15 protein-coding genes and 1 pseudogene are annotated in these 23,715 nt (G+C 64.8%); 1 reads left to right on the forward strand and 15 read right to left on the reverse strand.

All coding sequences use genetic code 11. The features are described from left to right. Window positions 1-132 precede the first annotated feature (132 nt). Window positions 133-1,038: a LysR substrate-binding domain-containing protein gene (locus HAV18_RS02930; protein WP_166952518.1), complete on the forward strand. Its 906-nt coding sequence runs from the start codon at window positions 133-135 to the stop codon at window positions 1,036-1,038. Between the two features lie 186 nt (window positions 1,039-1,224). Here the strand turns inward: HAV18_RS02930 and HAV18_RS02935 are convergent. The 15 genes and pseudogenes from HAV18_RS02935 to HAV18_RS03005 form a co-directional block, all read right to left on the reverse strand. Beyond that, window positions 1,225-1,751 (reverse strand): annotated as a pseudogene (locus HAV18_RS02935) (helix-turn-helix domain-containing protein); the annotation flags it as partial. Window positions 1,752-1,990: 239 nt separating this feature from the next. Further along, the gene (locus tag HAV18_RS02940; RefSeq protein WP_166952521.1) at window positions 1,991-2,401 is read right to left on the reverse strand and encodes a toxin-antitoxin system YwqK family antitoxin; all 411 of its coding nucleotides are present in this window, start codon (window positions 2,399-2,401) and stop codon (window positions 1,991-1,993) included. A 13-nt stretch (window positions 2,402-2,414) separates the two neighbouring features. Next, window positions 2,415-6,923, reverse strand: coding sequence for an RHS repeat-associated core domain-containing protein (locus tag HAV18_RS02945; RefSeq protein WP_166952524.1), 4,509 nt, complete (start codon window positions 6,921-6,923; stop codon window positions 2,415-2,417). Next, a complete protein-coding gene (locus HAV18_RS02950; RefSeq protein WP_166952527.1) occupies window positions 6,920-8,218 on the reverse strand; it encodes a tetratricopeptide repeat protein in 1,299 nt (432 codons plus the stop codon). The genes HAV18_RS02945 and HAV18_RS02950 overlap by 4 nt, the downstream gene beginning before the upstream one ends. 17 nt (window positions 8,219-8,235) lie before the next feature. Continuing rightward, window positions 8,236-8,835, reverse strand: coding sequence for a hypothetical protein (locus tag HAV18_RS02955; RefSeq protein ID WP_166952530.1), 600 nt, complete (start codon window positions 8,833-8,835; stop codon window positions 8,236-8,238). A gap of 71 nt (window positions 8,836-8,906) precedes the next feature. Further along, entirely contained in the window at window positions 8,907-11,180 is a 2,274-nt protein-coding gene (gene tssI / locus HAV18_RS02960) for a type VI secretion system tip protein TssI/VgrG (RefSeq protein WP_166952533.1), read from the reverse strand. Further along, window positions 11,177-13,837 (reverse strand): type VI secretion system ATPase TssH, encoded by a 2,661-nt coding sequence (gene tssH / locus HAV18_RS02965; protein WP_166952536.1) that lies wholly within the window; start codon window positions 13,835-13,837, stop codon window positions 11,177-11,179. The genes tssI and tssH overlap by 4 nt, the downstream gene beginning before the upstream one ends. Window positions 13,838-13,849: 12 nt before the next feature. After that, window positions 13,850-15,025, reverse strand: a complete 1,176-nt coding sequence (gene tssG, locus HAV18_RS02970; protein WP_407062400.1) for a type VI secretion system baseplate subunit TssG — start codon at window positions 15,023-15,025, stop codon at window positions 13,850-13,852. Beyond that, entirely contained in the window at window positions 14,950-16,821 is a 1,872-nt protein-coding gene (gene tssF / locus HAV18_RS02975) for a type VI secretion system baseplate subunit TssF (protein WP_166952542.1), read from the reverse strand. The genes tssG and tssF overlap by 76 nt, the downstream gene beginning before the upstream one ends. Window positions 16,822-16,825: 4 nt before the next feature. Continuing rightward, on the reverse strand, window positions 16,826-17,374 hold the full coding sequence (gene tssE, locus HAV18_RS02980) for a type VI secretion system baseplate subunit TssE (protein WP_166952545.1): 549 nt from the start codon (window positions 17,372-17,374) through the stop codon (window positions 16,826-16,828). A gap of 16 nt (window positions 17,375-17,390) precedes the next feature. After that, complete coding sequence (locus HAV18_RS02985; RefSeq protein ID WP_027791618.1) at window positions 17,391-17,882, reverse strand: type VI secretion system tube protein Hcp; 492 nt, start codon at window positions 17,880-17,882, stop codon at window positions 17,391-17,393. A 71-nt stretch (window positions 17,883-17,953) separates the two neighbouring features. Next, a complete protein-coding gene (tssC, locus tag HAV18_RS02990) occupies window positions 17,954-19,462 on the reverse strand; it encodes a type VI secretion system contractile sheath large subunit (protein ID WP_166952548.1) in 1,509 nt (502 codons plus the stop codon). Beyond that, entirely contained in the window at window positions 19,455-20,009 is a 555-nt protein-coding gene (gene tssB / locus HAV18_RS02995; RefSeq protein WP_166952551.1) for a type VI secretion system contractile sheath small subunit, read from the reverse strand. The genes tssC and tssB overlap by 8 nt, the downstream gene beginning before the upstream one ends. Before the next feature lie 79 nt (window positions 20,010-20,088). Then, window positions 20,089-21,138, reverse strand: a complete 1,050-nt coding sequence (gene tssA, locus HAV18_RS03000; protein ID WP_166954108.1) for a type VI secretion system protein TssA — start codon at window positions 21,136-21,138, stop codon at window positions 20,089-20,091. A 52-nt stretch (window positions 21,139-21,190) separates the two neighbouring features. Next, a complete protein-coding gene (locus HAV18_RS03005; RefSeq protein WP_166952553.1) occupies window positions 21,191-23,695 on the reverse strand; it encodes a serine/threonine-protein kinase in 2,505 nt (834 codons plus the stop codon). Between the last annotated feature and the right edge of the window lie 20 nt (window positions 23,696-23,715).

The raw sequence follows: 23,715 nt of genomic DNA on the forward strand, positions 1-23,715 counted from the left end.
GCCGGATGATAAGTGGCCGTCGGCGATCCAAAAAGTGAATTAATTAGATTAAACCGTTCGACAGCATCGATCGATGTCGCTACGCTGGCGCAATCGACTTACACGCTCGCTCGAGCGTGACCGGGCAGCATCGTGAAGAAACCACGTCAGGTACCTATGGAATTGCGGCACCTTCGCTATTTTCTGGCCATCGCTGAATTGAACAACCTGTCGCGGGCCGCCGAAACGATGTACGTCGCGCAATCCACGCTGTCGCACGCGCTGCATCAGCTCGAAGAGGAATTGGGCACGCCGCTGTTCGACAGGGTGGGGCGCAGCATTCGGCTCACGCAGGCAGGGCGCATTTTTCGCGACTATGCCGCGCGGACATGCAACGAAGCGATGCACGCCAAACGGGCCGTGCAGGAGCTCAACGCACTCGAGGCAGGTGTCTTTACCCTCGGTGCCATCCCGGTGTTTCCGATTTCATTTCTGCCTGGTGCGGTCGCGACCTTCAATCAGCGCTACCCGAAAGTTCAGATTGCGGTTCGGGATCTCCTGGCCGCGGAGCTGGAGGAAAACCTCGCATTGGGCGCGCTTGATCTCGGCATCGCGTTTCATCCAGCGTCGCGGGACGATGTCGAATCGGAGTATCTGTTCACGGAGCGACTGGTACTGGCGGTCGGCCGGAGTCATCCTCTCGCGAAGAAGCGCCGGATCCAGTGGAAAGCGCTTGATGCGATCCCGTTGGCACTGCTCACGTCGAGATTTTCGACGCGCATCCTGATCGAGCAGACGTTCAGGGATGTCGGCGCGTGTCTGCAGGTCGCGGTAGAAATGGATACTGCCGAGTCGCTTCTCGCCGTCGCGGCCGAGGGGCAGCTCGCAACCATCGTCCCGGAAAGCGCCGGAGCGCGCTTCGAACACGTCAATCTGTTGCGCATAACGGGCCCGGAGTTGTCGCGTGATCTGGGCCTGCTGTGGTCGAAAAGAACCGGCCGAACCCGTGCGGCGAGCCTGTTTGCAGATATGTTGAGGAGCCTGTCCAGCGTCGGGTAGGTGGTTGCTAGGTGACGTATGAAGCGCTTGAGCATGGCTTCGTGCTGGACGATCGGCAGCGGCGATGCCGGCAAACGCCAGTTGATGATCCCGCTCAGGTCCCTGCACGGCATCGCGGCGAGAGAAGGGCATCGATGCCCGCCGGCGTTTCGATTCGATACCCGTTGAGAAGCTGCGCCGTATGGCCATTGTCAGTCGGCTCGTCGCGTCGTCCACATACATCAGGCTGGCGCGCGTTCCTCGAACCATCGATGGTCGCTGCCGTCGATCTGGATCAGTTCGCCCAGACACGCCCGGCGCGCTCTCGGCTGATAAACCTTCGGCGGTCGCTGCCGACGCGGCACCCATAAACCTGCCTCCGTCATGAGCTTCCTGACTGTCTCCTTGGCCAGCCGAATGCCGTGGCATTCCCAGAGCTTCTCGCAGGCCAGTGTCGGTCCGAAATCGGCGTAGCGATCGCGGATGAGCGATAGCGCCCGGTCGACAATTACCGCGTCCAGCCGGTTGTTGCTGGGCCTCGCATACCGTCCCGACACGAGACCCTGAGGCCCGTGTTCTCGCAGCCGGGCGACCAGTCGGCGAATCTGTCGTGTCGTCAGTTCCAGCCGTTCTGCCGCGCAGCCAGGCTTCAAGCCCAAATCCACCACGGCCTGGATTACCTTCAGACGGTCGAGTTCTCGCATGTTCAATGTCACCAGAGCTGTTCGGTGCATCGCAGGCTCCATGATCTGACGGGGAGCCGGCAAGCTTACCGAGGTCCAAACACGACATTTCTAAATGGCTAGAACACGACATTTCTAAAAAGCTACTACAACACAAATTATCGATAATTCACGTTATGTCAAATTATAAATCGACACGGGCGACGGCTTCCAAGGTCCGTCGCTCATGTTCCGATGTGGGCGGCTGTCGCAGCAATCCGGCTGCGGCAACCGCCTTTTCTGTGGGCTACCTACGCGGAATCGTCTTTTCGATACAAGGCCCGATACTCTTGCAGAACCTGAAAATCCTCGTCATCCTCGCTCAACTGAAAGTCGTCCAGGAGTCCGCCGCTCTCATCCCAGCTTTTCTCCCACAGGGTGATGCCATATTCATATTCGCCGTCCTCGGCAAGCTGGCCATTCTTATGCCATTCACGTGCACGTCCATGGAGTACGCCCTTGAAGAAGGTCGCTTCCCGCATTGGTCGCCCCGGCTCGTACCACTCTTTCGTTGTACCCCACTGCAATCCCTGGCGGATTTCCGTTTCTGATTTTTCCCATCCGTCTCGGAGCGTATAAGAAATTCCGGAAAACGGCTCGCCATCGAGATAATAGAGACCGTCTCCGGGATACTCGAGTTGACTGGAAAGAATGCGTTGCATCAGGAAGTACCTCTTAGTCGGTTAGAGCAATAATACCGTCAGTAATTGGCTTGCAGTTGTCGCATCGAGGCATGGGCTCGCCAGCGTCTGCCTTGTCCATTTCCGTGCGAACATTATAGACAGCCAACTCGTTGAGTTGGGCATCAGGCCGTGCCTCCAACGCTTGGTTGGCCGCCTGTACTTCGGAGTGCGAACCCGGGATGCCTTTGTTTCGCGTCCACCCAGGATTGTTTGGATATGGGGAAGGACTTTTTTCCTCGTTGGCGATCGCGACTTTTTCAGTCTGCTCCTTGAGCGGTGAACGCAGCCCACGCGGTCGCTTTCCGGTGTTCTGTCCGTAGTAGATGGCACCCGTTGTCAAGTCCTTCACAACCGAAAGACATGGCCCCATCGTCGTGTCGCCGGTCTTCAAGACAGTCCCGTCGTCGAGCGTGACCGTTCGGTCGCCTCGAGCATTGGCATCCTTCATCTTCTGCCAGGCAGCTTGTGCGAGTGCCCCAAGCTCTTGCCGAAGCACGTCGAGGTCGTGCTCGCTGTGTGAGGGCGCGTCGTGTGCTTTCTCGGTTTCGGCACCCTTTTTCTTGTTGTCTGCGACTTCTTCGCCGAGGCTGGATCCGCAACCACTTTCCGCCAACCCCAGAACGTCCACCTTGACGATCGGATTGGCCGAATACGCATATAAATTGATGCCGCCTGCCTGTCCGGCGGGATCCGATTGCAGGTAGCGCCCGAGTATCGGACTGTAAGATCGAAACCGATTGGAATGTATGCCGGCTTCGACGTCATGGTAATGACCGGGAAAGCGCAGATCGTAGTCGATCAAGCTTTCTTTTGAAACGGAAATGGCACCGTATGGATCGATATCGTCGGGTTTCCAGACGACGCCGCGTTCTTGATTCGTGATCAGGTCGGGCAGTCCAACCTGATTGTGCTGGAGAAAATAAGCTATTCCGCTACTCGGCTCTGCATCCACGGATTCGTAGTCGATGAGCATGAACGGAACATAGGCGGTTTCGCACGGGTATACGTATAGACGCAGGCGTCCGTCCGGCCTCCTCTCGGCTACAAGGCGGTCGTCGTCCCAAAAGAAGTCGGTGCGCTGTTCCCCGATGGACTTGTAGATGCGGCGGCACAGTCCGTCATACTCCGCGGCCCAGGAGTGTTGTTGGTCATTCCAATCGATCGCTACCAGCAAGTCCATGCTGTCATAGCGGTAGACGGTACGACGGTTGTCGCCGGTGATCGTTTCCGCAAGGTGATTTCGGTCGGTGTAGCGGAATATTCCCGTCGCCGCTACCGAGAGTCGGTTGCCTTCGGTGTAGCGCATCCACGCGCATGTCGACGATGACAGAAGATTCCCGCCCGCGTCATATTGGAAGCGTCGCGCGGGAAATCCGTTGCGAGTTTCGCCAATCAAGCGGTGCGTGGCGTCGTATTGGTACTCGGTCGTACCCGTTGCACTATCGGTTACGCTTCGCAGTTCCCCCATGGCACTGTATGCATACGTCACACAATGCACGGACTCCGGTTGATCCGACACCCATCTGGTTCGTCCGACACATCTACCGTACGCATCGAATGTTTGGAGAATATTTGTGCCGTTGCCGAGGCATAGCAGAACCTGTCCATCGCGTGAACGCACAAGACGGTGGCTACCGCCCTCTGGCGTATGAATGAGTATTTCGCCATGGCCGACAGATTCATAATGGACGGTATATCGATCAAGATAAGTGGTGCGGGCTAGCGATTTTTTGACGTAAACGTGTTCGACGCCCAAGCCATCACGTTTGTCCGAAGTGCGCCGGCCTTGTGAGTCGTAGGTCAACTTAACGTCGAACCTGTCCGTCGAGGCCTTTGTAATATTCGCGCGCGAATCGTAGTGGTAGGAATGAGTGGCCCCACTCGACAGCATCCGCTTGCTGTGCAGGCCGTTGTCGCCGATCTCAAAATGGAGCAGCAGATTGCCGCACCCATCCCGCTTTTCGATCAATCGATCACCGGTGTCATATTTATAGGTTTCGCGCAACACACCGTGCCGCGTTACGCTTTGAATTCGACCTTTGAAATCGTAACGGTAGACGCTCTCGTTGCCATTCGCGTCGACGATCGCAGCGATCTCGGCTTTGGCGGTATATCGATACCGGACTGCATTGCCCATCGGTCCCGTCTCGCTTTCACGTAGATTCCAGGACGTGACGTTGTAACGATATGCGCGCCCGTCCCTGTCTCCCAACTGCACGAGATTGCCCGCAGCATCGTAGTGAAGGCGCTCTGTATGCCCATAAATGTCGGTGCGGCTGATGATGTGCCCGGCTGCATTGCATTGCTCGGTAGGCGGTGATGTAATTCGGGCGGCTGGAACAGCTGTGGTCGAAACGCTATCGATCTCCGGTGGCAGGAGTATTCGATCTGGCAGGTTCGATGTTCGAAGCCAGCCATACAACAGTCCAATCGGCGTGGCGGGAACCTTATGCGTAAGGGGATTTGGCAAGGCTGGCGCTTCCTCCCTCGTCGGCCAACTGTTTCCCCAGCGATCCAGCCGCCCGGTGTTTGCTCCGCGCCGGTCGTATAACCAGCACATCGTGCGTCCGCCGGAATCGATTTCACTCAGAATTCGGCCGTCGCGACCGGTTAAGCGCTCGGCCGTTCCGCCATATGGGTCGATGATTCGTGTCACCGTACGCGAATTGTCGTACAAGAACGACCACTTGCCTCCATCGGCACGTGTCACTACGGTGCGGCCCGGTTGGTAGTCGAGCGCGACATGCCACAACCCGTCCTGCCCCCTGCTGTCAATACATCGGTTCTCGTTGTCGTACTCGTAATAGAACGAGTAACCGTTCGCATCCGTCTCACGGGTCATTCTTCCGTGGGAGTCGTAGCCGTATGACATTTCTGCACCGAGCGGATCAGTTGCTACCTCCATGCATCCGGATGGGTTGTAACGATAGTAAGTAATACACAGACTTTCCCCTTGCGGATGTGTGAGGTAAATTGCTGAAATATGACCGAAATCGTCGTAGCGAAATTCAATCGTCTGTCGAAGGTGGTTGCATTCGGCTTCCTGGGTGACATGTATCAGTACCTCGCTTTCGTCATACACAAACCGGTATTCGAACTCCGTTTTGACATGATTCACGAGCCGGGCAACATGAGTGTCATTGTCCAGGCACTCGAACGTCATCCTTCCAAGCCGCGGATGATGGATCGCGAAACGACGTTCATCGCACTGCTCCAGCTCATAACCGGCAAAGCATCCCTCATAACGGCCGGCACTGGTCCGAGGAAATGGATATTCGTGGTTGCGTGCGTCAACATAAATGGCGCGGGTCCGCAGAAGGCGCAACTCGTGTTGGAAAATGTGTCGAAAACCAAAACCAATCGGACTGTCTTGTTTGTGCCAGCCGCTGCAGTAGTACCGCTCCCACTTGAATGCAGGCGCCGTGTGCGTTTTGTAGTCGATGAATTCGTTTTCCGCCGTACCCCTGACCACATCGACCGGATGTCCGTCGGTGCACGGGCTGACTTCTTTCTGCCTGTTCGCAACCCGTGCCTTGACCCTCTTCCCGATCCCGTGCTTCGCCCCATGCCACATCATCTGCGAATCCGGCAGCGGAAACCCGCCGATCAGCACGGTCGGATCGCCCATGAGCAACGTCCCCATACTCGGCTCGACACCGGGATCCTTGCCCATCAGATTGCTGAGCATCATGAACGCGAGATCCGCGGCTGTCTGCGCAGCCATCATCGCCGCCGCAGCGATCTCTCCTTGGGATGCGTCATCGGCCGCAGTCGCCACCCCCGACGCCGGCCCGAGCGCCGCGTTACCAACAGACCACGCTTTCCCTGCTCTCCCCAACGCTTTTGCCCGGCCAGTCACCTGCGCCGCCTCGCTCGCCACCTCCTCGCTTTTCTCTGCAGCGCTCGCCGCCTCCCCCTCCGACTTCCCGACATGCCCCATCGGATTGCAGTGCCGCGTCATATCGATTCCCATGCGCGCGGCACGCATTCCGCCGATGAACGTGTTGCTCGATCCCGTCTGAATGTCGAAGTAAGGCGTCAATCCGCCGCAAGTCGGCGCATAGCCGATATCCAGCACGCGTGCGGCCGGAATGCCGCCGATCAACACGCTCAAGCAACCGCTGCCGATCGTCAGGCCAACACTCGGTAACGGAAAGCCGTTGCTCGGCGGATGAGCATGCGCATGCGGCGTGCCGAGGTGAGGAACGCCGATCGTCGCTGCGGGCATCCCCGGCATCTTGTCGAGCAGCGGGATCTGCGCAATACCGGTATTAAGTAACTGCGACGGCATGCCCTGTACGGACGCAAGCGCATTTACCGCTTCACTGACGTGGCGGAATGCTCCGCCTTCCGATGAGAACGTCTGCTTGAACGGATCGAAGGTCGACTTGACAGTCCCGAGCAACGAATCGCACGCGGTGTCCGTCTTCGATTCAGACGACGCGGCATGGCTCTCGGTGGGTCCGGACGCGCGCGTCAAACGGCTTACCGTTTCACTCATGGTCGTACCTTCTCGTATCCAGCTGTCGTGTCGCGTATGCCTGGCGCTATGGCTCCCCGCAACTGGGCCACGTACCGCGGATCTTTTTCGAGCTCGTACGCCCTCGCCTCGGTTTTCAGCCCGGCGTTTCCATAAAGTGATACGAGGCGATCAAGGAGGCTGATGCGCTGCCGTTCGCAGCGAAACTGCTCGCACAATCCCTTCGCGGCGATCCAGCTTTTCGCCGCTTCCGCTGCCTGGCCGCATGACAGCAACGCGACACCGCCCTTCTCCATCGCCTCGATCTTCGTATGCACGAGCATCAGCCTGCCTGCCGCACCGCTTGCCAGATCGAAATAAGTCGCCGCCTTCGCATGCTCGCCGAGCGTGTTGCAACAGCCACCGGTCGCCATCAGCGCGTTGAGTACGACCAGCAGATTCCGGCCATCGAGCGCGGCAGGCAATGCGCGCAGGTACCAGTCCTTTGCATCGCGCGGCGACCCGTGGCGAAGCGCCACGTCACCCAGTCCGTGCAACGCGATCGCGCAACCGGTCGAATCCTTCCGCCCAACATGAAACGAAAAGAGCGCGTAATACTTGCGCTGGGCTTCGGGCAGCCGGCCATGCGCAAGGTCGATCCCGGCAATCTGCATCAAGGCTCCCATGCGCTGCTCGATCGGATGCACCGCATCGTTCGCGATGTCGACCAGATGACGGGTTGCCTTCTCGGACGAGAAGTCAACTGGAAGAATCAGCACATGCTCGGCCTTCTTCTCGCGCGCGAGTGGAATCAGGCACGGATGCTTCCGGTCGTCGCGGATGCAGAACCGATGTCCTTCCATCCACTCCTCAAAGCCGTTCAGCGCCAGGCATTGCAGCACCAGCTTCGCAAAGCCGCCGAAATCGCCCATCGGCGACGGCAACCATGCCCATACGACCTTGGTGCCTTCCGGCATCAGCGTGCGAACGTGCATGACTGCATCGCGCAGCCGTGTCGCCGGCGCGCGCCTTGGGTCGGTGCAGGTCAGCGGCAACGGCGGCCAGCCTGTTTCGCCACGTTCGATGCGTGCGCTGCTTGCGTCGTCGATCTGACGTGCAAGCGCTTCCATGCATGTCTGCAAATACGCATCGGCAGAGTCGCACGGAAACGGAAAATTCAGGAAAACCGCATCGCCGAGTCGTTCGTCGAGCGATTGCATCATCTTGAGAACCGGCACGAGGTCGTTGTCGGATGCCTCGATCAACAGCGTCGGATCATCGGGCTGATCGATGAACGCCTCGAGCGACGATTCGATGGCGGAGAATTCACGATGCATGACGTCGGGCCGCCTTCTCAGTTCAGGCGAACGTACCGGCTGCGGACGACGGTGTCCGCTTCTGTTCGGATATCGACACCGCCTCGTCCGCCCTCCAGTTCGAGGGTTTGCGCGCTCAACCGGAGCTTGCCGGCAACTTCGATATTCACGTTCCGGTTCAGCAGCGTCACGACAGGCCCGTCTGGCGAGGCCCGCACCTGCAGCAGCGGGCAGCCTGATGCATCTGCGATCTGCACGCACTTGTCGGCTTCAAGCGAAAGCGCCATCGCGGGTTCGACCGCTGGTTCGACTGGTTCACCATGCCCTTTGCGGGTCAGCAGCCCGGCGATCAGGTACTCGGGCCAGTTCGCCGGCGATTGCAGCAGCACGCGATCGCCGATGCGGGGTTTCACGCCGTCCACGCATTCGAGCCAGCGTTCGCACGTGGTGTCGTCCTGCAATGTCCACTTCACGCGAATGAGCCCCATCGTATCGGGATGATGGGTATCGGTCACTTCGCCGATCATCGTCGACGATTCGCAGCGTTCGGCAGGCGGCGTGCGATCAGGCGTCGCATCGTTGGCGAATAACCGGCGCAACGCCTCGACCGTTTCCGCTTCGAGCGTTTCATCGACCATCATCTGATCGGATTCGTTTTCCATCGTCCGTCTCCCATGCTTCATCCGCAACCGGCAGGCACCGGCCGAAATCAATTGATGTGGGCAATCGTCCCCTGGATCGTCACGCCCGATCCGTCGAGCGTGATGGAACCGCCACCGGTCGCCAGGACAATCCTCGTCGCGTTGACATTGACGTTGCAGCTGGCCTTACCGTTGTCGATGTTCACCGTGGGCGCTTGAAGATTGGCGGTCGACTTGCCCGAAAGATTGAGATCGTTCTCGCCGTAGATCGACACGCCCTGCGCAAAACCCGAGATGTTCACGCCCTTGTCGTATCCCGCGATATCGACGCCGCCGACCTGACCGGTAATGCCAACACCGACATCGCTCGCCAGTCCTCCAATCAGAACCCCGACGTTCTCCTTGTTGATCGTTACGCCGCTCTGTCCGGCACCCATGTCGATGTATTGGCCTGCCGCCAATGACGCGACCTGGGCCACGTCGACGGAATGGCTTCCCGTATTGACCTTCGTCGCATACGACCCGGTACCGACGACATGCGTGCTGTTCCCCTCGACGAAGACGTCATGCGTGCCGGTAACTACCGCCAGGTTGTGATTCCCCTTCGTCACCGTATGCGAACTGTTCCCATCGACAGACACGCTGCGATTCCCCGTCACCCCATGCGTCTCGTTCGCCCCGATCTGCGCGATCCGGTTCTGCCCGATATTCACCGTCTCGTTCTGCCCCACACTCCGTTGCCGGTTGTTCTTCACCTGCATCGTCTCGTCGTTGCCAACGGTATGCGTATGGTTGTTCCCGACCGAAAGCGAATGATCGAGCTCCGTCTCCGCATCGAAATTCCGTTCCGCATGCATCCACAGCTGCTCCGCGCCCTTCTTGTCCTCGAACCGGAACGCATTGGCATGGTCAGTCGTCCCGCCCGGTGACGACCGCGACAACAATCCGCTCTGTGTCGCACTCCCCGGCAGCCCCCACGGCGGCATCTTTTCGCCGTTGTAAACCCGCCCGGTCACGATCGGCTCATCCGGATCGCCGTTCAGAAAATCCACGACAACCTCATCGCCTACACGCGGAATCTGCACGCCCCCGAACCCGCCACCCGCCCAGGGGCTCGACACACGCACCCAGCACGACGAATCCTGGTTGCTTTGCCCGTACCGATCCCAGCGGAATTGCAGCTTTATGCGCCCATACTGGTCGGTCCAGATTTCCTCCCCAGGCGGCCCGACCACAGTGGCCGTCTGCGGCCCGTTGGTCCGTGGCCGCGGCGTATCGCGCGGCGACCGGTAAGGCAGGCTCGACGGTTGCACGAGCATCATCGTCTGATGGACCACAGCCTCCGCGCCCTGATCGCTCGCATACGCGTTCTCCTGAAAGCGGTACTGGCATCGCACGATCAGGTATTCGCGGTTCTGGTCGGCGCGCGGGCAATGTTCGAGCGTGAACAGGTAACCGGGCGCGACACCGCGCACGTCGGTATCCGCACTCGCCCGCTCATGTTCAGCCTGCTGTTCCTCGAGCCGCACGCGGCTGTAATGCGCACCGGGCGCATCGTCGCGATAGCCGCCGGGCCACTCGAACGACGCGAAACCGTCGTGATCGTGCCCGCGCGGATCGACCTTCTGCGACGAAAGATCGGCGCGCGGCTTCGTGTAGTCGTAGTCGGTGGTCTGGTGCCGGCCGATGCTCACTTCCTGCGCGGGCAGCCAGCCGTCGATATGCTCCTCGTCGGCGATCGCGGTGCGGTCGCGCGCGATGTACGGAATCGTCTCGTAGCCGGGCAGCACGGTGTGCGACGACATCGCGTCGCCCAGCATCAGCGTATGCGTATCCTCGGCATGCCGAAACCAGAAGTAGATCCCCTCGAACTCCATCAGCCGTGACACGAACGCGGCGTCGGTCTCGTTGTACTGCACGCAGTAGTCGCGCGGCACATATGATTCGGCGAGGTGGTTCTCGATCGGAAAGCCGTACGTCGACAGGACCTCCTGCACGATCTCGGGCACGGTCTTGTTCTGGAAGATCCGGCAATCGGAGCGTCGCGTCGCGAGCCACAACCATGGCCGCACGATCAGTTCGTAGCCGTAGTACCGCTCGGCGCGCCGGCCGGCCAGCGATGCGCGCGCTACGATGCCGTTCAGGTAGCGCGTGGACAGATCCTGCTGTTCGATCCGCACCGTCACCGGTTTGCCGAGCATATCCTTCAGCGACAGGCTGTGACTGTCGGCGAGCGCCTCGATCCGGAATTCGAACAGGCGGCCGAGTTCGTCACTGCCGTCGAGCGTATGGAACTTGAGGTCGTCGCCGTGCGGGCTGTCGAGTGTGAATACGCGATTCAAGTCGTTTCCTCCCCGTCGAACCGGTATGAGAATTCGCCGTCGGCCGCGCTCAGCTCGATCGACGACAGCGTGCGGCCTTCGAGCGTGGCCTGCAGGATCGCGCGGCCGATTCGCGGCATCACGGTATGCGTGAGGATCGCGTCGACCATCCGGCCGCCTGACTCGATCGTCCGGCAGCGCTCCACGACCAGCGCGCTCGCTGCGTCGGTGCAATGCAGCCGGATGCCGTGATGCGCGTCGATCCGCTGCTCGATCCGCCGCAGCTGCAATGCGACGATCCGCGCAAGCGTCGCATCGGTGAGCGGGTAGTACGGCACGACGGTCAACCGGCCGAGCAGCGCGGCGGGAAACACGTCGAGCAACGGCGCGCGCAGTGCATCGGCGAGCGTCTGCACGTCAGGCAGGCGCTCGGGGTCACGGCACAGCTGCATCACGCGATCGGCGCCGACATTCGATGTCAGCAGGATCACCGTATGCCGGAAATCGATATCGCGCCCTTCGCCGTCCTCCATCCAGCCCTTGTCGAACACCTGGAAGAAAATCTCGTGCACGTCGCGGTGCGCCTTCTCGATCTCGTCGAGCAGCACGACGCTGTACGGGCGCCGGCGCACGGCCTCGGTGAGCACGCCACCCTGCCCGTAGCCGACATAGCCGGGCGGCGCGCCCTTCAGCGTCGACACGGTATGCGCCTCCTGGAACTCGCTCATGTTGATCGTGATCGCGTTGTGTTCGCCGCCGTAGAGCGTGTCGGCAAGCGCGAGCGCGGTCTCGGTCTTGCCGACGCCGGAAGGCCCGCACAGCAGGAACACGCCATGCGGCTTCTTCGGATCGTCGAGCCTGGCGCGCGCGGTTTGAATGCGCTCGGCGATCAGTTCGACCGCGTGCTTCTGGCCGACGACGCGCTCGCCGAGCGTATCGGCGAGCTTCAGCACGGCCTGCGTTTCGTCGCGCACCATCCGGCCGAGCGGAATGCCGGTCCAGTCGGCGACGACGGCAGCCACTGCGTGCGTGTCGACGGCGGGGAGCACGAGCGGCGCATCGCCCTGCAGGTCGGCCAGCGCCTGCTGTGCGGCCGACAGACGGGTTTGTGCCGTGGTGCGTGCATCGGCGTCGAGCACATGCGAGGGATCGTCATCGAGCAGCAACGCGCGGGCATCGACGATCGCCGTCAATGCGTCGCGTTCGGTTTGCCAGCGCGTGTCGAGCCGGTCGAGTTCGGCCCGGGCGGCGGTTATGTCGCGGACGATCGCATCGCGCCGCACGGTATCGCCGGTGCCGAGCGCGCATTCGCGTCCGATCCGCTCCTGTTCGACGCACAGGCTGTCGATGCGGCGGCGCGCGTCTTCGATCGGCGCGGGCACCGCGTGCTGGCTGACGGCGACGCGCGCGCAGGCCGTGTCGAGCAGGCTGATCGCCTTGTCCGGCAACTGGCGGGCGGGAATGTAACGGTGCGACAGCGTGACGGCGGCCTGCAGCGCGTCGTCGAGCACGAGCACGCGGTGGTGAGCCTCGAGCTTCCCGACCAGGCCGCGCAGCATCGTCAACGCGGCCGCCTCTTCCGGTTCATGCACGTGCACGAGCTGGAAGCGCCGCGTCAGCGCCGGATCCTTCTCGATGTACTGCTTGTACTCGGACCACGTGGTCGCGCCGATGGTGCGCAGCAGGCCGCGCGCGAGCGCGGGCTTCAGCAGGTTCGCGGCGTCGCCGGTGCCGGCGGCCCCGCCCGCGCCGACGAGCGTGTGGACTTCGTCGATGAACAGGATCGCCGGCCGCTCGGACGACATCGCCTCGTCGATCACGCCGCGCAGCCGGCTCTCGAATTCGCCTTTGACGCTCGCGCCGGCCTGCAGCAGCCCGATGTCGAGCAGGTACAGCGCGACGTCGCGCAGCGACGGCGGCACGTCGCCGGCGGCGATCCGCAGCGCGAAACCTTCGGCGACGGCCGTCTTGCCGACGCCTGCCTCACCGACCAGCAGCGGGTTGTTCTGTCGGCGCCGCAGCAGGATGTCGACGATCTGGCGAATCTCGGCGTCGCGCCCGACGACCGGGTCGATCTCGCCGGCCCGCGCGCGGGCGGTCAGGTCGACGGCGAAGCGCGCGAGCGCTGAGCCGTCGGCGGCGGCTGCCGCGCCGCGCATCGCCGTGTCGCCGCCCGGCGTTGCGTGCCCGGCCGGCGGCGCCTCGGGCGAGCCTTCGACGATCGATTTGAGCGCGTCGGCGAGCACGTCCGGCACGACGCGCTCGAATTCGCGCGTGATCGCCACCAGCACGTTGCGCAATTGCGGCGTCTTCAGGATCGCGAGTAGCAGCACCGCGCCGCGAATGCGCGTCGCGTCGTACTTCAACGTCGAATAGACCCATGCGCGTTCGACCGCATCGTCGATATGCACGGACAGATCCGACACCGAGCCCGCGCCGCGCGGCAGCTTGTCGAGCGCGGCAACGAGCCCGCGGTCGATCGCGGCGTCATCGATCCCGAAGTGGTGCAGCACGCGCTGCAGGTCGCCGTCGGGCCGCTGCAGCATCTGCTTGAACCAGTGCGCGAGCTCGACGTACGGATTGCCGCGCAGCCGGCAGAAGCCGGTCGCCTGCTCGAGCGTCTCGTAGAGGAACGGATTCAGTTTTCCGAACAGGTTGACGCGGCCGATATCGGACATGACGGTTCCCGTTTAGGCGGTTTCGCGATGAAGGGGTGCGCCGGCGCGCCGTACGTCGTAGCGGACGACGAGGTCACGCGCGGGGCCCGGTTCGAGTCGCTGCCCGAGCCACGCGGTGCGGCCGATGCCCTGGGGCGCGCCGAGCGCGATCGCCGGTACCGCGTCGGCCGCCAGTTCGAGCTGCACGTCCCAGTCGAACTCGATGCCGACGTATTCGCGCACCCATTGCGCAAGCTGCCGGGCATGCGGGCCGCCCGGGAGGAAACGGCGGTACGCGTCGAGCGACAGCGGGCCGAGCACGATCCGGAAGCGCGACTGCGCATCGCGCACCGCGATACCGAGCGCGACGGCGCCGACCCGCAGCGTCGGCCGCGTCGCGCGGATCGTGCAGCGCTGCGACCGTTCGATCGCGACCCACTGCGGCACGTGCTCGACGATGCGGGCCTCGACACCGAAATGCCGGCGCAGGATCTGCACGAGCCCTTCCGGGTTGCGCGTGTGCCGCACCAGATGACCCGCGTGGAAATAGCGCGCATGCGGTGCAAGCGTGTCGGTGTCGGTGTCCGCGTTGGCTTGCGCGGCCGGTTTGTCGCCATGTGCCGCCCGCCCGATCAGGCTCGCGACATAACCGTCGAACCGCGCACGTTCCGGGCGATCGAGGCTCACGGTCGGCTGCGCGTCGGCCCACGCGCGGTAGAACAGCAGGATCAGCCGGTGATGAAACAGGTCGGCGAACGCGGCAAACGTGGGGTCGTCGTGCTGCGCCGCGCGTTCGTGCGCGTATTCGGTCAGGTGCGTCGGCAGCGGCCCGTTAGGGCCGAACAGCCCGAAGCCGTGGATGGCGATGCGCGGCGGCATGCCACTGCCCTCGTCGCTCACGCCGGCCAGCATCGACGCGGCGAACGCGAGCGACGGTTGCTGCCCGAGCCGCACCGGCTCGTCGCGCGGCCGCGTGGCATGGCCGAGCGGCGCGCGGCCGGGCGACAGCGCATCGAGCCAGCGCAGCGCCTGGAACAGGTCGTAACCGTGCGGCGCGGCACGCAGGCGCGCCCACCACGCGTCGCGGCGTGCGGCTTCGGCGGCCGGCCCGGCACCCGGAGACGTGTCGCGCTTCATATCGCGGGCCGCCTGCCGATGCGCGCCGGCCAGTGCGCGAGCGTGCCGCGCTGCGCGCTGGTCAGCACGCATTCGGCAAACGCGTTGATCGACACGTGGCGCGCGAAGAACTGTTCGAGCACCGCGCCGAGCAGGAACGGACTGTCGCCGGAGAACGCATGGTCGTCGACGGTCACGTCGACTTGCACGCCACGCCCGAACATCAGGGGGCCGGACGCCGGCAGCCGGCGGAACACCGGCGAGAACGCCACGCGCAGCACGCCGTCGATCTGCCGGCGCATCGCGGCATCGGCCGGGTCGGCATGCAGGCCGAGCAGTTCGCGCAGCGCATGCGCGCCCTCGTCGTCGTCGAGATCGGTCAGCGTGTGACGGGCCAGCCCGAGATGGCGGATCAGCCGCCACGCGGTTTGCGCGTCGGCGATCGGCGGGCGCGGTCGCGACGGCCCGCGGATCGCGACGATGCTGTCGACCGGGGCCGACACGCGCAGCGTGAACGTGTTCGCATCGCCGGGCGGTTGCAGCAGCACGAGATCGCGGTTCGTGCACAGCGTGTCGGCCGCCAGGTAGCGCATCGTCTCGTCGTACGGCGCACATTGGCTGTCGACGAGCGACACGTAGGTCTCGCTGCCGACGTAGCCGGTGCGCGTGCCGTTCGCGCGCGCCTGGGCGGAGACGAGCCTGGGCTCGCGCCGCACCGTGTAGTACGCGCCATGATTGCCGTCGTCGCTGGCGAACGACGCGTGAAACGGCCGGAATTCGCGTGACTGGCCGTCGTCGCGCTGCTCGCTCGCGAGCCGCTGCACCGCATAGACCTCGTAGTCGAGCGGCCGGCTGCGATCGACGACGACATGGTGTTCGCGCGCGCCCGGCTGCAGCGCAATGCGATCGGCTCGGCGCGCGAACAGGTTCACGGCCGGCGTGCAGTTCAGCGCGAGGTGGCGCGCGCTGACGGCCGCTTCGAGCGCCGCATCGTGGCGGTCGAACAGCACGGTCAATTCGAACTCGTCGCCGGTCGCGCGTGCGAGCGCGGCACGCAGCCCGCCGATGCTGAAGAACAGGAAGCGCGCAGGAAACGCGAAATACTCGCGCAGCAGCCGGTAGCCGTGGAAGCTGCGGCCGTCGTCGGGCAGGATCGCCTGCGCGGGATCGAAGCCCTCGTGGACGATCGCGTCGGCATCGAGCGTATGCAGCCAGCGCGGCGGCTGCGCGGGATCGTGGCACACGACGCCGAGCGCGTGCGCGGCGATCAGTTCGAGCAGATGCAGCGCGTCGCGCTCGGGGCCAGCGAGATGGAAGGTCAGGCGCTCGAGCGGCAACTGCGCGAGCTTGGCGCCGCCGCGCGCCTTCAGCCGGATGCGCAGCGCGCCGCGCGCGTCCTGTCGCGCGGCGAAGGCGCCACGCGGCAGCCACGACGGCGCACCTGTGACGGTCGCATCGGTCAGTTCGAGCGGCCACAGCGTCAGGTCGTGCGCAGTGCGGAATTCGCACGCGGTCTGCTCGGACGCCGCCGGCCGCGCACGCAGCGCGGTGCCCGCCGGCAGCCACCAGCCTTGCGCAAGACTGCCTTCGTTCAGCATCGGCGTGAACCGCACGATCGCCATCGACGGCAGCGGCGCGATATAGCCGGGATACACGGCATCGAGCAGCGCCTGCGTGAAGCGCGGAAACTCGGCATCCATCTTGAGCTGCACGCGCGCGGTGAGAAAGCTGAAGCCTTCGAGCAGCCGCTCGACGTACGGGTCGGGCGGCCCCGATTCGTTGAGCCGCAGCCGCGCGGCCACTTTCGGGAACTGCTGTGCGAATTCGCCGCCGAGCTCGCGCAGGTACGCGAGTTCGCGATTGTAGTAGTCGAGCAGGCGTGTATCCATCGCGTCAGGCCCCCGCCACGGATTGCAGCGACATCGCGCCCGTCTCGAGATCGAGGTCGGAGCGCAGCACGAATTCGAGCGGATGCGGGATCGACCACAGCGTGCCGCGGATCTCGAACAGCAACACGTTGTGGCGCCGTTCGCCGGCGCGGCCGCCGGGCGCATCGATGACGCTGCGGACATCGACGCTGTCGGGCGCGATGCGCGGTTCGAAGCGGACGATCGCGTCGCGGATCGATGCCTCGACCGACATCCGCTCGACGCCCGACATCGGCTTGCCGACGAGCGGCCGCATCCCGTAGTTGAGCACCGACGCCTGCGCGTGCGCGAACGCCGACCAGTCGACGAAGCCGTCCTCGGCGTTGCGCGTATTGAGCAGCCACGCAAGATCGCGCAGCACGGCCGCGCGCAGGCGTTCGGTGCCGATCCACTGCGCACCGGGCGCTTCGCTCGCGCGCTGCGGCGTGTCGTCGGTGAGCCGGTCGAGCAGCGCGGGCTGGAGCCGGTCGCGCAGGCTGCCCTCCCGGCCGTCGCGGGTTCGCGGGTCGTCCATGGTCATCTCCGCGCCGTCACATCTCGGTGTTTTCCTTGATGTTCCAGCCGACGGTCACCTCCGCGCCCTTGCCGCCGTTGTCGTTCTGCTGCCAGTACTGCTTCTTCACCTTCGCGGCCTGGAAGCCGTAGTGCATCATCAGCCGGTCGGCAACGTCGCCCGGATCGATGCCCGCGACCTGCGCGGACGTGACGAGCACCTCCTGCAGCGTCACGCGCATGAACTCGACCTGCGTGCCGCCCGTCTTGCACGCGGATATCTCGACCGACGAAAGATGCTTGCCGTTCGCGCAGTTCTTGATGATCGCGGGCGCGCCCTTGTCCATGTACGCGGCGACCACAAGGTCGTTGAAGCTCGCCTTGCCCGCGTTGCCGCCGCTGCCGCTCGCCATCGCGCCCGGCTGGCTCGCGCCCCACGTGAACGACTGGATGTCGGTCCAGCCCTTGTGCTGCGCGTCCGCCGATTCGCCGGTCACGCCGTCCACCTTCATAAACATTGCCACGCCCATTGCCGTCTCCGTTTCAGTGCGATGTCAGGATGAATGCCGCGTTGAATGCCGATCGTCGTGTGCTCTGCCGCTCACTCGTTGGCCGCCTTCGCGGTCGGCAGCCGCGAGATGAGCCGCAACGACACGGTGAGCCCTTCGAGCTGGTAGTGCGGCCGCAGGAAGAATTTCGACGTGTAGTAGCCGGGGTTGTCCTCGACCGCGTCGACGACCACCTGCGCGGCTGCGAGCGGCTTGCGCGCCTTGGTTTCCTGCGACGAGTTGATGGGGTCGCCGTCGACGTAGTTCATGATCCAGTCGTTCAGCCAGCGCTCCATGTCGTCGCGTTCGCGGAACGAGCCGATCTTGTCGCGCACGATGCACTTCAGGTAATGCGCGAAGCGGCAGCACGCGAACAGGTACGGCAGGCGGCCGGACAGGCGTGCGTTCGCGGTCGCGTCGGGATCGTGGTACTCGGCCGGCTGGTACAGCGACTGCGCGCCGATGAACGCCGCGAAATCCGAGTTCTTCCGGTGTACGAACGGCATGAAGCCGTTCTTCGCGAGCTCGGCCTCGCGGCGGTCGCTGATCGCGATCTCGGTCGGACATTTCTGGTCGACGCCGCCGTCGTCGGTCGGGAACGTGTGGCTCGGCAGCCCTTCGACCGCCCCGCCCGATTCGACGCCGCGGATCGACGAACACCAGCCGTACTGCTTGAACGAGCGGTTGATGTTCGCGGCCATCGCGTACGCCGAGTTCGCCCACGTGTAGCGGTCGTGGTTCGCGGCGTCGGTGTCTTCCTCGAAGTCGAATTCGTCGACCGGGTTGGTGCGCGCGCCGTAGGGCAGCCGCGCGAGAAAGCGCGGCATCGCGAGCCCGATGTAGCGCGAATCCTCCGACTGCCGCAGGCTGCGCCACGCCGCGTATTCGGTGTTCTGGAAGATCTTCGTCAGGTCGCGCGGGTTCGACAGCTCCTGCCACGAATCCATCTGCATCAGCTCGGGCGACGCGCCCGCGATGAACGGTGCATGCGCGGCTGCCGCAATCTTCGACAGTTCGCCGAGCATCTCAACGTCGGGCGGGCTGTGATTGAAATGGAAATCGCCGACCAGGCAGCCGAACGGCTCGCCGCCGAACTGCCCGTATTCCTCTTCGTAGATCTTGCGGAACAGCGGGCTCTGGTCCCACGCGACGCCCTTGTAGCGTTTCAGCATCCGCGCGACCTCGTTGCGCGATGCCGGCAGCGCCTTGATCTTCAGCAGCTCGTCGGTCTCGGTGTGCGTGACGAGGTAATGCAGCCCGCGCCACGCGCCTTCGAGCGTCTGGAACTCGTTGTGATGCAGGATCTGGTTGATCTGCTCGGACAGCTTGCGGTCGATCTCCGCGATGATCTGCTTGACGCTGCCGTACGCATCGGTCGTCATGCCGGTCGAGTGTTCGAGCGCCTGCTGCGCGAGCGTGCGCACCGCGCGCTCGACCGACTCGCGCGCCTCGGCCGTTTTCGGCTTGAACTCCTTCTGCAGCAGCGCGGCGAACGCGTCGTGCGCGATCTCGGGCTGCGCGGCCTCGCGCGCGTCGGTGCGGGATTGGGCGGGCTCATTCATCGCGGGTCTCCGGTTCGGTCGCGACGCCGCCCTGCCGTTGCGCGTTCGGTTCATGCACGAGCGTCTTCAGCAGGTCGGGATCGTTGATCGCGCGCTCGATCAGCTGCTCGGCGCCGTGTTTGCCGTCCATGTACGACAGCAGGTTCGACAGCTCGGTGCGCGCCTCCAGCAGCCGGCGCAGCGCGTCGACGTTGCGCGCGATCGCGGCCGGCGAGAAATCGTCGATCTGCTCGAACGTCATGTCGACGTTGAGCATCCCTTCGCCCGTCAGCGTGTTCGGCACCTGGAACGCGACGCGCGGCGCGACCGATTTCATCCGCTCGTCGAAGTTGTCGACATCGATCTCGAGAAACTTGCGCTCCGGCAGGTCCGGCAGCGGCTCGGCACGCTTGCCCGCCAGGTCCGAAATCACGCCCATCACGAACGGCAACTGCACCTTGCGTTCGGCGCCGTAGGTCTCGACGTCGTACTCGATCTGCACGCGCGGCGCCCGATTGCGCGCGATGAACTTCTGTCCGCTGCCCGCCGCCTTGGTTCTGTCCGTCATCGTCCACTCCTTCACATCGATCAGGTTGCGCAGTCCGTCGCCGCCTGCATGGCGGCGCCTTTCGTTGGTTTCGTTCGGTTCATTCGCTCCGCTCTCCGCTCAGCAGGTCCAGCTTCGCCAGGCTCTCCGGCGCGAGATCGCGGATGATTTCGTAGAAGTCGAGCGCGAGCAGCCGCTGGGCGCGCCGCAGCAGCAGCGGCGCCGGGTGGCTCGGTTCGTGCTGCTCGAAGTAGCGGCACATCTTGTCGAGACCGATCCGCACGTCGTCGCGGCTCGTGAGTTCGGCGTCGCGCCATGCGTGCGCGTTCGGCATCGCCGCCGGCGCGATCGGTGCGGGGCCGGCCTGCGATGCGTCGTCGGGAACGGCCTGCTGCATGGCGGGTGAGAACGGTTGCGGCTCGGGGAGCGGTACTTCGCGCACGATCCGCTGCAGCGCCTTCTCCGCATCGCCTTCGTCGGTTGCCCATTCGCGGCCCAACTGGTCCGTCACGCACACGCGGATCGCATTCAGCGCGTGCAGTGCCGCGCGCGCCGCGTCGAGCGGCGTCGTGCCGTCGCTGCTTACGGCCGACAGCGCGACCAGCAGGCTTTCGCGGTTTCCGGCTACGGGATTGCCGGTGTCGTCGCGGCCGTCGAGCAGCCGTTCGGCGTCGCGCACGCTCGGGCCGCCTTCGAACAGCGGCTGGCGGCGCGCCGCGCGTGCGCAGTCGTGCGCGCCGGCCACGTCGGCGAGCGCGTTCATCCGTGGCGTCGGGTCCGCTTCGCCGTCCGCGTCGAGCCGCGGATGCAGGGCTTCCCAGCGGCGCTCGAGCAGGTTCGCGATGAGCGCGAGCGCATCCGCATAGCCTGGAATGCCGTGCTGCTCGGTCCAGCTTCGCGCGAGACAGGCGATCACACGCAGGTCCTTCGTGCGCGCGGACAGCGCAAGCGCGAGCCGCTCGACCGCACGCCAGTCGGGCGCTTCGGCCGGGATCACGGTGTCGCCGTATTGCTGCTCGGCGCGCGGCGTCGCACGCTCCTGCAACTGCAGGAACTCGGCGTCGTATTCGAGGTTCGCGCCGCACGGCGCATCGGGCGCGACATCCGCGAGCAGCTGGCCGATCAGGCCGGCGCGCGGTGTCGCCGGCATGCCGGGGGGCACCGCGGACAATGCGGCGGCGGCCAGCGCCGCCTGGCTGACGTCATTCGAATGCATAGTCGATGTTGACCGGTTTGCTGCCGAAGTCGATCGCCACGGTGCGGTGCAGCGGCGGCAGCGTGCCGTTGCGGATTTCGATCACGTAGACGCCAGGTGTCAGCGATACCGAACGCAGCGGCGGGCTCGCGCCGCGCCGCGCGCCGTTCACGTAGACGTCGCCCCATGGCCGCACGTTGAAACGCACCTGCACGGTTTCCTGCGCCTTCGGCGGACGCGGCTGTTGCTCGGCAGGCAGCACGTTCACGGCGGCGATGGCCGTCTGGTTCTCCGGCGGTTTCGGTGCTGGTGATGGCGGCGTCACCGGCGGTACGGCGGCTTCCGACGGAGGTACGTTGACGACGCGTTCCGACGCGTCGAGGCTGCCGGCGGGCGCGATGGCGGAACGGGAGCCGGCCGGCGGCGGGGCCGTGTTCGTCACGGTGGTCTCAACCTGAGGCGCGGGCGCGGCGGCCTCGACGGCGGGCGCGCTGGCAGGCTCGGCGGCGACGGGCAGCGGCACCTGCGCGGACGATCCGGCCGGCAGGCTGGACGGCGGCACGACGGTGGGTGTCGGCCCCTGCTGGGCCAGCGTGGCAGCCGGCGTGCTCGCGGGCGGCGTCGTGCCGGCCTGCGGCTGGCTCGCGACGGGCGCGGGCTCGTCGGCCACGCGGGCGGGACGCGACAGGTAGGTCGCGGCGAGGCCGACGGCGATCAGCACGACGGCCGCGCTACCGGCGTAGACAGGCAGCCGGCGCTTGCGCGATCCGGCGGGTGCCTGGCCGCGTTGGGCGCCGGTCGGCACGGACGCACCACCTGATGACGATGGGGCGGGATACGGCGCGGTCGTACTGGCAGGGCTGGCAGTGGCACCTGCACCTGCACCTGCACTTGCACCTGCACCTGCACCTGCACCTGCACCTGCACCTGCACCTGCACCTGCACCTGCACCTGCACCTGCACCTGCACCGGCAGTGGCACCTGCACCGGCAGTGGCACCTGCGCCGGCAGTGGCGCCGGCGTCTGCAGCCGCGTTCGCGTTTGCATTACCGGAACCTGATGCACCACGCGCACCGATGTCCGTGTCGGTACTTGCGGATCGCATACCGGCTTCGTCGTGTGCGTCAGTTCGTGAAGCGGCCGGTTCTTTCGCGCGCTCGACGTTTCCATTCGATGCATCGGACTCGACCGGTTTCGCAGCCGGCTGGGACGCATGTGATGCAGACGCTGCGAGCGTCCCCGCAGCCGCCATGACGGCGCCTTGCGTGGCCGCCTTGAACGTTGAAGACGCCTCATCGGTGTCAAGCTTGCCGCCTGACACACCAGACGATGCGGATGCCGTGTCCGTGGGCGTCGACACATGGCCCGCACCAGCCTGCATCGGTGGCCGACCACCCGGCACAGCGCTGCCCGAAGCAGCCCCGCCCGCGCCGGTCGAAGTCGCGGCGACAGCCGACGCGGCCCCGGCCCCGGCCCCGGCAGAAGCCTCACCCTTCCCTTCTCCGCCCCTGCCCGCCTCGCTTACGGGCGGCACGGCGGCCGCGCCATACCCGCCCCCCGTCCGGTCGAAGTCCCGCAACCCGAGCTCCGCCGCGAATGCCGCGACCGATTCGGGCCGGTCCGGAATCCGCAACTGCAGCGCATGGTCGACGGCCGCGAGAAAGGCCGGGCTGTACACCTCGCCGGCCGGCAGCTCACGCGACGCGAGCGGCCGGTACGTGTCCTTGATGCTGCGCACGACGGCCGCGGGCGGCAACTCGCCGGTGATCATCGCGTGCATCACCGCGCCGAGCGCATAGAGATCCGTCCAGGGGCCCTGGCTGAACGCGGGATCGTCGGTGTACTGCTCGATCGGCGCGTAGCCGGGCTTGATCATCATCGCGCCGTCGTCGACCAGATCGCCGATCCGTTTGCGCGCCGCACCGAAGTCGAGCAGGATCGCGCTGCCGTTCGGGCGGATCAGCACGTTGTCGAGCGCGACGTCGCGATGGAAGCATTGCGCGCGATGCAGCGTGTCGAGTGCGCCGAGCAGCGCGCCGACGATGTGGCGCAACTGCGTCTCGCTGATCCGCATCCCGCCGTCGAGCAGCTGCTTGAGCGTGCGCCCTTCGTAGAACGGCATCACCATGTACGCGGTGCCGTGGCTTTCCCAGAAGTGCAGGACCTTGACGAGCCCCGGATGGTCGAATTGCGCGAGCAGGCGCGCCTCGTTGAGGAACGCGCCGCGCCCTGCGTCGAAGGCCTGCGCGAACCGCTCGGAGCGCAGCGACACCGTATAGTCGCCGCCGCGCGTGGCCAGCATCGACGGCATGTACTCCTTGATCGCGACCGCGCGCCGCAACGTGCGGTCGAACGCGCGATAGACGATTCCGAAGCCGCCGATGCCCAGCACCTCGTCGAGCTGCAGTTCGCCCAGGCGATGGCCGAGCGGCAGCGGCCGCACCGTGAATTCGGATGCGTCGCCGCGTGTCGCCGTGTCGTGCTCGTTGTCTCTCGATCCAGCGTCCTTCATCTCCACCACCTCTCGAAACC

The organism is Burkholderia sp. D-99 (assembly GCF_011605345.1).
In the GTDB taxonomy this organism is placed as follows: Bacteria; Pseudomonadota; Gammaproteobacteria; order Burkholderiales; family Burkholderiaceae; genus Burkholderia.